This window comes from Nitrosomonas sp. Nm51 (assembly GCF_900111165.1).
GTDB lineage: Bacteria > Pseudomonadota > Gammaproteobacteria > Burkholderiales > Nitrosomonadaceae > Nitrosomonas.
This window is the reverse complement of sequence record NZ_FOGH01000021.1, coordinates 37,260-48,756: the sequence shown is the minus strand read 5'-3', so window position 1 is coordinate 48,756 and position 11,497 is coordinate 37,260. Positions and strand designations below refer to the sequence as shown.

Below are 11,497 nucleotides of genomic sequence, written 5' to 3'. Positions count from 1 at the left end.
TGCTCATTTTATCATTTTCTGGTCGATCTGAACAGTACAATTATTGATATTTATAATTAATATCAATCACTTGAATGTATTTAAGCATCGACTAAGTAGACAGTTTATAATAAAAAATACGGGAACGGTCGCGGTTAAACACCGAACACAAAGAACCCGTGTTTTACACGGGTTCTTTGTGTTCGGTTATTGTCTCTTTATAACTTGTAGCAAAAAGACAGTGATTATTTATTCAGGCATAACAACGCAATCGCTGAGAAAAAGATCTCAAAACTTCTATACCACTTTCTTCGGCACGTTTACACCAGTCTTCCAGCTGTTTGACCAACTCATCTTTCGATGCGGTCGAACGTTGCCAAATTTCGATCAATTCTTCTCTCATGGAATAGATTGTATCCAGGGTTTTGGTCTTACTCAATACCTGGCTGAGCGTTTCACGCTCATGTGCCTGTAATGTTTTCGCATCTGCCAGAAGCCAGCGTTTTAACGTTGATTTGTCAATATCATAATGCGAGATTGATTCTTTCAAATGAACGATTTCTTCTGCAAATGCCACTTTCAGTGATTTGGAATATTTCGCCAGCACTTCATAACGATGCGAGATAACTGCATGTAACGTATCCAGGTCACACTGCGTTTTGCCTTTATTGAACCTTAGCTTGGGCGCTACTTTTTTAACTTTTGCCAATCCCATCATTTCAAGCAAACGTATGTACAACCAGCCGATATCAAATTCGTACCACTTGTTCGACAACCGGGCGGACGTTGCATAGGCATGATGGTTGTTATGTAATTCTTCACCACCGATCAGAATACCCCATGGCACAACATTACGGCTCGCATCTTCCGCCTGAAAATTACGATATCCCCAGTAATGTCCAACACCATTAATTACACCTGCAGCAAAAAGCGGCGTCCACATCATTTGAATAGCCCAGATTGTTAAACCAATCGGGCCAAACAGAATTATATTTATAATCAGCATCAACGCAATGCCTTTAGCGCTGTGTTTACTGTATATGTTGCGTTCAACCCAGTCATCCGGCGTACCATATCCATAACGTTCCAGTGTTTCTTTGTTTTTTGATTCAATTCGATAAAGTTCTGCACCCTCGGTCAACACCTTTTTGATACCGTAAATCATCGGACTGTGCGGATCATCCGGGGTTTCGCATTTAGCATGGTGCTTGCGATGTATTGCTGTCCATTCTTTTGTCACCATTCCTGTTGTAAGCCAGAGCCAGAATCGAAAAAAATGACTGGGAATGGAATGTAACTCCAGTGCTCTGTGGGCTGAGTGCCGGTGTAAATAAATTGTTATGCTGGCAATTGTAATATGTGTCAGTACCAGCGTAACAACAACATATCCCCACCAAGGCATATCTATAACACCCGAAATTAAATTGAGAAAATCTGAAATCATAAAAAACCGTCCTTCTCTTAAAACCTAAAATTTTTATACAATTTGAAGCGGTATATTCAAAAACAGCCTGGCAATGTCCTTGCTCGCTTTTTTTAAACGCGAATACCTGATAAGACTAAGACAAAAACATCAGCAGGTAATTCATATAACACATACAATAATAACAAACTGGCCATACAACTTTTTCTAATAATTTTCTAATAACATAAAAACTTATAATGTGTCTAGCGCTTGACGCGCCATCTTAACACTTTAATGACAGCCACTGTCAAAATTTGACACAAAAATTTACCATATTTTTATCCTTAGAAAAAGTGAAGCAAACCTTATCAAATCAAATAAAAAACAAATTCGCGTAAATTGGCGCTTTACAACCAAAGATGCACGGATAAAATCAAAATCACTTTATCCATCAATACAAAATCGATAAAGTACTAGGAAACAAAGGCTGGATCAGCCAACATTTCGATCAGCACCCGCGATACGCCGTTTTGCCATTCAGGCAGACACAGGTTAAACGTCTTCTGAATCCTCGTTGTCTCCAGCCGCGAATTTAACGGACGCTTCGCTGGTGTCGGATAATCGCAACTGGGAATCGGATGCAGATTGTCCGGCACCAGGTTTAGTGGCATACCGGCTTCAGCTGCCTGTGCAAGTATGAAGTGCGCGAAACCATACCAGGATATACAGCCTTGCGCAGTCAAATGATACAACCCGCCGACAGCCGCCGCATTTTTTTGATCGCGCAATGTATGGACGATATGGGCAGCCACATCCGCGATCAACTCTGCGCCCGTGGGTGCGCCGAACTGGTCGTCGACAATCTGCAGCTGATCGCGTTCACGGGCGAGTCTGAGTATGGTTCTGACAAAATTGTTGCCATAAGCGGCATAAACCCAGCTGGTGCGCAAAATAATATGCGCACAGCCCGATGCAATAATATTATCTTCTCCTGTCAGCTTGGTTCTGCCGTAAACATTCAGCGGACCCGTTGTATCTGTCTCTGTCCAAGGCTGATCGCCGCTGCCGTCAAACACATAATCGGTCGAATAATGGATCAGCCAGGCATTCAGTCGTCTGGCTTCTTCGGCCATAACGGAAGGCGCATCGGCATTAATAGTCTGTGCAAGCTGCGATTCCTGTTCTGCTTTATCGACTGCGGTGTATGCAGCCGCATTGATAATGATGTCCGGCTTGACAGTGCGCACTGTTTGCCGGATACCCTTCGGGTTGGCAAGATTGCCGCATAAAGCCGGGCTGTCCGATCCAAGAACAAACAATTGATCCGACGATACCAGCGGCGCCAGGCTGCGCTGCAACTCCCAACCCACCTGTCCGTTTTTACCGAACAGCAGTATTTTCATAAACACTCCGGGTGTAGTTTTTTTCTATCCACAGGCGATAATCCCCGGTCTGAACATTGGCAATCCAGCCCTGATTGTCCAGATACCATTGCACCGTCTTGCGAATACCGGATTCGAATGTTTCGCCGGGCTTCCAGTTCAATTCGCGTTCGATTTTTTGAGCATCAATGGCATAACGGGTATCATGACCCGGGCGATCGGTAACGTATGTAATCAGGCTGCGATAGTCAGCAGACCGGGATGTTTCAACCGACTCCTGCAATAAGGTACAGATGGTATGGACAATATCGATATTGGGTTTTTCGTTCCAGCCACCGATATTATATGCTTCACCAGGCTTTCCGGCTTCCAGTACACGGCGTAACGCACTGCAATGATCCAACACGTAAAGCCAGTCGCGTATTTGTCTGCCATCGCCATAAACAGGCAATGGCTTCCCGGACAGAGCATTAGCGATCATAAGCGGAATCAGTTTCTCAGGAAACTGATAAGGTCCGTAATTATTTGAGCAACTGGTGACCAGCGTCGGCAGACCGTGCGTTTTGTAATACGCATTGACCAAGTGATCGCTTGATGCCTTACTGGCGGAATACGGACTACTCGGCTGATAACGGTGCGTTTCGGTGAAGGCTGGCGCATCCGCTTCCAAAGAACCGAAAACTTCATCAGTTGAAACATGCAAAAAACGGAAATTGCTTTTTGCCGGCTCATCGAGTGCAAGCCAGTACACGCGAACGGCGTCCAGCAATCGGAATGTACCCACAATATTGGTTTGGATAAATGCTTCCGGCCCGTGAATTGACCGGTCGACATGGCTTTCAGCAGCCAAATTGACCACCGCTCTGGGCTGATACTGCGCAAGCAGTCCTGATACCAGTTCTTGATTACCGATATCACCCCGCACAAAATGATACCGGCTGTCACCCGACAAGGAAACCAGATTCTGCAAGTTGCCTGCATATGTCAATTTGTCCAGATTAATAACGGTTTCATCCGATTGCGCCAGCCAATCCAGAATGAAGTTTGATCCGATAAAGCCCGCACCACCGGTCACTAAAATCATAAGATGTGCCTACAATAACGATGATAGAAATTAGTTGCCAAAATCGAAATTTCCAAGCCGCCACTCCGGCACAATTCCCATTTCACCGGACGCAGCCTGTAGCGCGCAATCCGTGCCAATGCCAGGCACCCATGCCAGCTTTTCACCGCAAAATAATAACGGTAACGCAAACCGCTGCCACGGTGGAATAGATGCTTCCTGCAGTAAATTTTTTAAACTGCGCCGCGGCCGTTTACAATCGGGCATAAAATACTCTCCACCCTCGCGCACTTTAATGAACACCGGGGATTGCCTTAACTTGTGCGCACTTAGCCCTTGGCCTTGCACTGATACAAAACGCAGCACCCCGCCCAATTCCGTCAGCCGCACACTTGGCTCGCCCTGCCATCTGCGTTGCAGATGCTTTGGTGACCGTTTTTGTTGGAGCAGAATATACATATAGTCTTTGAAACAACGAACCTCAGCATCGCCAACCGTCACCCGCAGCTGCGCGTCTTTTTTAGCATAGCGTAGTTGATTCAATATTTCATCAAGTTTAACCGTACTGGGCAACGGAATATTGTGTTCGTGCAGAAGATAACGCAGTAGGTTTTTTGCACGTGGCCGATTTAATTTGCGCAAAGCCGGAATATACAAATTACCGGCAATTACGCAATTTTGCGCGTCTACTTCAGCCAATTCGTCAAGTAACTGAGATGCCTCGGCCATATGTTGGCTGGTTCGCTGCAGCGTTTTGGCATAAGCTGGATAGCGATTGTTTAAAACCGGCAACAACGCATGGCGAAGGAAATTGCGGTTGAAGCTGCAGTCGTCATTGCTTTCATCATGAATCCAGTCGAGCCCGCGCTGGCGTGCATAGGCCAGAATATCAGCGCGGGAAATATTAAGCAGCGGTCTTAAAATCGACGGCGCTGCACTGACAGTCTGTTTACGGACAACGGGCATGGCACTCAACCCCCTGACGCCCGCTCCGCGAAGCAATTGCAGTAACAATGTTTCCGCCTGATCATCCTGATGCTGGGCCAGCACCAGATAATCCCCTGGTAAGCGGCTGAAAACACCGTATCGTTTTTCCCGCGCAACAGCTTCAAGACTCGAGCCCGGCTTATTTTTTACCTTCGCGTACCTAACGGAAACGGGAATACCGTAGGCGTAACATTGCCGACAGCAAAAATGACTCCATGCTACGCTATGCCGGCTGATTCCATGATTCACATGAGCCGCCGACAGCGCCAGCCGCATTTGTCTGGAAACGGTCGACAGTATATCCAGCAGCACGATTGAATCAACACCGCCACTCAGCCCGACAATCAAGTGATCGCCCTGTTTGACATACACCTGAAGTACGGCTTTAACATCGTCAACCAGACAATCCGGATTATTCGACTTTTTCCTCCTTGAATGAACCATACAGCATCAATCGTTCTATACGCTTCTCAATGAGTGTATCGCCGGAATAGCCCTGCAGTTTTCTGAGAGACTCTTGAATCACGGCTTTCACCGATTGCATCATGGCCGGATAGTCCCGATGCGCGCCACCGAGCGGCTCGGGAATAATACTGTCAATCAAATGCGCAGCTTTGAGCCGTTCAGCTGTAATACCCATAATTTCCGCTGCATCAGGCGCCTTGTCGGCGCTTTTCCAAAGTATCGACGCGCAACCTTCGGGCGATATAACCGAGTATGTAGCATATTGGAGCATGTGAACCATATCGCCGACTGCGATCGCCAGTGCACCGCCAGATCCGCCTTCACCAATCACGATACAGACAATCGGTACATTGAGTTCGGCCATTACATAAAGATTTTTCCCGATTGCCTCGGATTGTCCGCGTTCTTCCGCGTCTATACCGGGATATGCACCGGGCGTATCAATAAAGGTAATCAGCGGTATGGAAAATTTTTCGGCCAAACGCATCAAACGCAGCGCCTTGCGATATCCTTCAGGTTTGGGCATGCCGAAATTCCGATGAATTTTCTCACGTGTATCGCGCCCTTTCTGATGGCCCAGCACCATTACTGTCTGGCCGTTAAAACGTGCCAATCCGCCAACAATAGCATGGTCGTCGGCAAAATTACGGTCGCCGTGCAACTCTTCAAAATTGGTAAAAATATGCTCAATATAATCTGACGCATAGGGGCGCTGCGGATGCCTTGCAACCTGTGAAATCTGCCAGGGTGTCAGTTTTGCGTAAATACTCTTGGTCAACGCCTCACTTTTTGCTTTTAACCGGTCAATTTCCGCGGAAATATCCAGTGCGGAATCTTCCTGAGCGAAACGCAGTTCTTCGATTTTTGTTTCAAACTCTGCAATACTCTGCTCAAAATCCAGAAAAGTAATTTTCATGTAATCATGTAAGCATAAAAAAATTGATAATTCTAAACCGTGATGATACAGGATTTAGCTTTAAGTCTGCAGGTATGAATGTACTGAAACCGGGTTTTACCGCTGCTAGTGATCCTACCCGGCGGTGATATACAACAATACAACTCAATTCATTTTGTTCTGTCAAAGACAAAAACATAATAAGCCCCCAGCCGGTCATACCTAACTACTGCGCTTACTACTTTGTAACCGATACTGTGCTTTTAGACAGTATGTACTTCACAATTAATTTCGCGTAGTGTATTCAACGAACATCCGCATATAGCAGCAATGGAGGCAAAACATGAATAGACGAAACTTTCTCATTGGCATGGGCGTGACCGCAACCGCGCCTTTGGCTTTTTTTTATCCCACTGAACAGGCGCTGGCAATAGCCCCTGCAGCAGTCGAACGTTTAAAAAAGCCACATACAGCATGGCGCGAGTTGATTTCGCCGGAGGCTTACAAAATTTTGTTCGAGGAACATACCGAGCCGCCTGGCAGCAGCAAGCTAAACCACGAATCACGTGAAGGCACTTACATCTGTGCAGCCTGTTATTTACCATTATTCGAGAGTCGACATAAATATGACAGCGGCACCGGATGGCCGAGCTTCACGCAACCGATTGCAACACATGTCGGCACCAAAAAGGATTTCAAACTCATTATTCCACGTACCGAATACCATTGCGCACGTTGCGGCGGACATCAAGGGCATGTTTTCAATGACGGCCCCAAGCCACGTGGTGAACGCTGGTGCAATAACGGGCTGGCATTAAAATTTATCGTACACACGGAATCGTTACCACCATTGAGAGGATAGGAGGACAAGATGCTCCCGGAACACAATTATTTTTTCAGAACCACAGCTGTCTTTGCATTTATTCTTGTATTTTTGGCAACAGCTTGCCAGCAGACCAGCAACAACAGTATACAAAAATCCAGCACACTCACTGTATCTGAAGAAGACCTGGATACCGCAATTTTTGCAGGCGGTTGCTTCTGGTGCACTGAATCGGACTTTGACAAAGTACCCGGCGTGATTTCTACAACATCCGGATTCATTGGCGGCACGGTTGACAACCCGACCTACAAACAAGTCGTTACTGGAAACACAGGACACGTGGAAGCGGTCAGGATTGAATTCGACAAAACCGTCACCAGCTATGCGGAACTGCTGGAAGCTTTCTGGCCCACGATTGATCCTGTATTTGAAGACGGCCAGTTCTGCGACATCGGCCCGCAGTACCGCAGCGCCATTTTTTACCTAAACCCCGAACAACAGACAATAGCCGAAGCTTCAAAAGCTGCACTGGAGGCAAGCGGCCGTTTTACGCAACCTGTTGTAACCGAAATCTTACCGGCCACACAGTTTTACGCTGCCGAAGAATACCATCAGGATTATTATTTGAAAAATCCGCTGCGCTACAGCTATTATCGCAATAATTGCGGACGCGATGACCGCCTGCAACAGATTTGGAAAAATGGTTACTAACCCAGACACGTCCTTTATTTCGCTGGGCAGTCTGACACCCGGTACATTTCTGCAGCAATACTGGCAGAAGAAACCGTTGCTGGTTCGCAATGCCATGCCGGGATTTCAGGGATTATTGTCACACAAGGAGCTGATTCAGCTTGCCGGCAACGATGACGTACAGTCGCGCCTGGTAATTCAGAAAGATGGGCAGTGGCTACTAAAACACGGCCCCCTGAACTCCCGCGACTTCCCGAATTCAACTGAAAATACATGGTCTTTTCTGGTGCAAGACGTCAATCACTGGTTACCCTCCGCCAATAATTTATTGTTGAAATTCGGATTTATTCCGTACGCGCGCCTGGACGACCTGATGGTCAGCTACGCGCCAACCGGCGGCGGTATCGGACCTCATTATGATTCCTACGATGTTTTTCTGCTGCAAGGTTTTGGCCGCAGACGCTGGGAAATCGCTGCAAATTACGACAATCAACTCGTCCCCGACGCACCGGTAAAAATTCTGCAGCATTTCAATGCGGAACAGTCATGGATTCTGGAACCGGGCGATATGTTATACCTGCCGCCGAATTATGCCCATCATGGAATTGCCGTAGATGCCTGCATGACCTATTCGATCGGTTTTCGAGCGCCCAGTCATCAGGAATTGATCGACCAGTTTCTTATGTATCTTCAGGATCACCAAGAAACAGACGGGTGGTATTGCGACCCTGATTTGAAACGCCAGGCTCACCCTTGGGAAATTCACCGCGACATGCTGCAACAGACGCGGCAGATTTTAAAAAAAATCAAATGGAACGCAGCAGATGTGGAAAGCTTTCTCGGCATTTACCTGACCGAACCAAAAGCACATGTATTTTTCAATCAGCCCAAGCGCCCGTTATCATTTGATGCATTTAATTCTGCAATCCACAAAAAAAATTTCCGGCTTAGCTTAAAGAGTCGAATGCTGACTGGCCGCAGGCAGATTTTCCTTAACGGTGAAAGTTACACTGTCAGTCCAGCAACAAAAAAAGTGTTGAGCACACTTGTTTGTCATCAGAAAAATTCTTTCAATGACAAGCTGAATGACGAATCCAGAAAAATTCTTTACCAATGGTATGTTAGCGGATTTATTAAGATAGCATCACATACCTGATTACCACTGCTTTCAAAAAAATTTTCAGCGACCTTTTTAAAAGGTACTAGACAGTATTATTTTAATCTGGTATTAAGAATATGGTCTTTCGTTGTTCGAGGGACATAAGAGCTGTTTAACAAAACTAATTCGTCATAATTTTTAAAAATATAGGAGATTTTAAATATGAAATACTCTTTATTTGTAGCTGCCTTGCTGGTACTGTTTTTAGTCGGTTGTAGTGAGAAGGAAGGCAAACCGGGACAATATCCACCTAGCTTGTATGAAGATCCAGAATCCGGTGAAAGACTGGGTGCTCCCGCCGGCAAGTAGCATAACTGGTTGATTGACTTTTAAACGGCTCCTATACGTTATCAGGAGCCGTTTATTATTTAGGATTAACACCAGGAACAATTCCCTTCATTACAATCCCAATCTTCTCCGTGGCGGCGGACTAAGGCAACAGCATTTCATTGTGCTTGATTTCTTGTCCTGATTCATCGTAGCTGGTAATTTTGCGCGGTCCGTACAGGGTTGCTAATTTGCCGTCCGAATACTCATACTCTAATGCGATTATCTTGGCTTTCACATAATGACACTGATGCCGGTCGGCGGGATTTGCAGCCAACATCTGATCCGGTTGTCATGACCGGCTACACGCTCACACAAAATATCTTCAGGCTTGTCCTCCATCCTAGTATTCTATCAATATGATATTGCCGGGCACACTGACAAGCTCACTGAATCCGGCAATATCATATTGATAGAGTACTAGATAGCTCGATATTAAAATCAAATTAATCGCGGTATGGGTAGTATCATGTTACTAAAAGATTTATACTTAGCACGTTAGCACGGCAACAGAACTATATCGCTTTCCATCAAAACACAATCTGTATATAACAGCAAATGCGTTAGGAGCCGCAAATAAATAAGTGTGACAATTGGGCGCGTCTGGCGGGATGCAATGCAAGGCGGGAGGATGAGTTATAGCACACAAGCTATGGCGACGACGAACAACGCCGCAGTGTGCCCGCCAGATGCGATCCAGGTGTTACAGTTATTTATGAACGACTCCTTAGTACTGAGATAACGGTTAAGTTTGACACGATTTAGATTGACGGTATAGACTTATTCGTTTTCTGACTTTTAATTTTTTACAAGGGGAAATTCAATAATGAAACAAGCTTTTCTAGTTTTGGTATTAACATCTTTCTTTTTAGCAGCATGTGGTGGTAGACCGGGTCAGGCATTACCTGAACAAGAGAAAGAGAATTTTGAAAGAATTCTTCAAGAAGAAGCTGCAAAAAGCAATAACGAATAAGCAGTTTCATAATGAACGGCATCATATTTAATTAAATATGATGCCGTCATAAAAAACCGCCAGTCGGCGGTTTTTTATTTTCTCATTTATTTTTCAATTGCCAGTTTCGGCAATTATTTTCACTTCTATGCCAACTGGCTCTGTTTGGGTGGGCAGTTAACAGATATCGGAACTGTTTATCCGGTTTTGAAGATAGTTTTCACTTAAGCTGCTCGTGCAGCAGTTTCAGAATACCGCCTGCAATTGCCGGACGAACCGGCGTGTTATCCTCGTTCAAAATAGTCACCGTACTTGTACGGGTACCCGTTTCCTTAACCTGTATATGGTATTTGGCAGCTCTTGCGTCTGTATCGTCCTTGTCTCTCCAGAACATAATACCTGACAACAGTCCTTCATCGTCACCTTTTTTATAGCTGTCAGTTTCCGGGTTTACGTAGCGCACAAAATAAATACCGTCCACACGATTACGATCCTCAACTGTAAATCCGATACGGTCTAGCGCCAGACCGACACGCCGCCATGCACGATCAAATGCTTCATTAACAATCAGCGCATCGCTTTTTTCTCTGTCAATATAAGCTTTCTCCTGCACATTGCCGTTCGCGCTTGCCAATTCCGTCCTGGCGCGTTCTTCCTCAACACCAAAACGCATCATCAAGCGCGCCAGCATCTCAGCTTCCAGATCTGGATCGGCTGGGCGTGGCTGCCAGATTGTACGGTTTGCACCGCTTGTCTCCAGGATTTCGTCCATACCACGATGGCTGATATAGACTTCTGTCGTCCCCATTTCGGTACGTTCAAGCCGCGTACGGAATTTATCGCGTTCAGCCGACGAATAGAAACTATCCAGGAAAGTAGAAAGTATGTTTCTAATAAAATCCTGCGGAATTTTTGCCCGGTTTTCCGCCCAGTCTGTTTCCATAATGCCTGCTTCAGGTATTTCCAGCTTGATGAGAAAACCCAATTCCTGCCAGAATTCTTTTACGATCGGCCAGACGATCTCAGGCGACTGAGGGACAACCAACCAACGCTGCGTACCTGCACGCTCTATATGAACGCTTTGCACCGATATTGGCAACAGTGAAGATGTGCCTGTACCGGGTTGAGCGATACGTTCGTTATTGTATGAGGAAAAAGTGGTACCGCCCGATACCGCACCGGGTATGGAATAACGTTCATCGGTAGCAGGCGCGATCAAGTCAGGCGGCACTTCGAGCGGCGGCATCTTACTCGCAGATTTATAATCAATCTGTTTTTGCTCTGGAAACAAATTGCAACCGGAAACTGTGACCGAGAGCGTTATTGCCGCCGCGGCAATATATTTGTATCGCCACCGTTCTCCTGACATG

Annotated in this window: 12 protein-coding genes; 5 read left to right on the top strand and 7 right to left on the bottom strand. The window is 46.0% G+C overall.

Features of this window, described 5'->3' with window-relative positions; genetic code table 11:
• Nucleotides 1–232: 232 nt before the first annotated feature.
• The 5 genes from BMY60_RS08760 to BMY60_RS08740 form a co-directional block, all read right to left on the bottom strand.
• Nucleotides 233–1,423, bottom strand: a complete 1,191-nt coding sequence (locus BMY60_RS08760) for a DesA family fatty acid desaturase (RefSeq protein WP_090332965.1) — start codon at nt 1,421–1,423, stop codon at nt 233–235.
• A gap of 434 nt (nt 1,424–1,857) precedes the next feature.
• On the bottom strand, nt 1,858–2,787 hold the full coding sequence (rfbD, locus tag BMY60_RS08755; RefSeq protein WP_090332963.1) for a dTDP-4-dehydrorhamnose reductase: 930 nt from the start codon (nt 2,785–2,787) through the stop codon (nt 1,858–1,860).
• Nucleotides 2,765–3,850 (bottom strand): dTDP-glucose 4,6-dehydratase, encoded by a 1,086-nt coding sequence (gene rfbB, locus BMY60_RS08750; RefSeq protein WP_090332962.1) that lies wholly within the window; start codon nt 3,848–3,850, stop codon nt 2,765–2,767. The genes rfbD and rfbB overlap by 23 nt, the downstream gene beginning before the upstream one ends.
• 30 nt (nt 3,851–3,880) lie before the next feature.
• Nucleotides 3,881–5,260 carry a tRNA lysidine(34) synthetase TilS gene (gene tilS / locus BMY60_RS08745; protein ID WP_090332960.1) on the bottom strand — a complete coding sequence of 460 codons (1,380 nt, stop codon included), beginning with the start codon at nt 5,258–5,260 and terminating at the stop codon, nt 3,881–3,883.
• Nucleotides 5,229–6,197 (bottom strand): acetyl-CoA carboxylase carboxyltransferase subunit alpha, encoded by a 969-nt coding sequence (locus BMY60_RS08740; protein WP_090332959.1) that lies wholly within the window; start codon nt 6,195–6,197, stop codon nt 5,229–5,231. Before BMY60_RS08740 ends, tilS begins: the two co-directional genes overlap by 32 nt.
• Nucleotides 6,198–6,519: 322 nt before the next feature.
• On the opposite strand from BMY60_RS08740, the gene msrB reads away from it, so the two are divergent.
• From msrB to BMY60_RS15760, 4 genes are all read left to right on the top strand, one after another.
• The gene (gene msrB, locus BMY60_RS08730) at nt 6,520–7,038 is read left to right on the top strand and encodes a peptide-methionine (R)-S-oxide reductase MsrB (protein ID WP_090332955.1); all 519 of its coding nucleotides are present in this window, start codon (nt 6,520–6,522) and stop codon (nt 7,036–7,038) included.
• Nucleotides 7,039–7,047: 9 nt separating this feature from the next.
• On the top strand, nt 7,048–7,710 hold the full coding sequence (gene msrA / locus BMY60_RS08725; RefSeq protein WP_090332954.1) for a peptide-methionine (S)-S-oxide reductase MsrA: 663 nt from the start codon (nt 7,048–7,050) through the stop codon (nt 7,708–7,710).
• Entirely contained in the window at nt 7,700–8,845 is a 1,146-nt protein-coding gene (locus tag BMY60_RS08720) for a cupin domain-containing protein (protein WP_090332952.1), read from the top strand. Before msrA ends, BMY60_RS08720 begins: the two co-directional genes overlap by 11 nt.
• Before the next feature lie 165 nt (nt 8,846–9,010).
• Nucleotides 9,011–9,157: a hypothetical protein gene (locus tag BMY60_RS15760; RefSeq protein ID WP_177166637.1), complete on the top strand. Its 147-nt coding sequence runs from the start codon at nt 9,011–9,013 to the stop codon at nt 9,155–9,157.
• Between the two features lie 121 nt (nt 9,158–9,278).
• Here the strand turns inward: BMY60_RS15760 and BMY60_RS15755 are convergent, their stop codons facing one another.
• Entirely contained in the window at nt 9,279–9,455 is a 177-nt protein-coding gene (locus BMY60_RS15755) for a hypothetical protein (protein WP_177166636.1), read from the bottom strand.
• Nucleotides 9,456–10,001: 546 nt separating this feature from the next.
• Here BMY60_RS15755 and BMY60_RS15750 point away from each other — a divergent pair.
• Nucleotides 10,002–10,148 carry a hypothetical protein gene (locus BMY60_RS15750; protein WP_177166635.1) on the top strand — a complete coding sequence of 49 codons (147 nt, stop codon included), beginning with the start codon at nt 10,002–10,004 and terminating at the stop codon, nt 10,146–10,148.
• 199 nt (nt 10,149–10,347) lie between these two features.
• On the opposite strand, the gene bamC is transcribed toward BMY60_RS15750, so the two are convergent.
• Nucleotides 10,348–11,496: an outer membrane protein assembly factor BamC gene (gene bamC, locus BMY60_RS08710; protein WP_090332949.1), complete on the bottom strand. Its 1,149-nt coding sequence runs from the start codon at nt 11,494–11,496 to the stop codon at nt 10,348–10,350.
• Nucleotide 11,497: the final 1 nt, after the last annotated feature.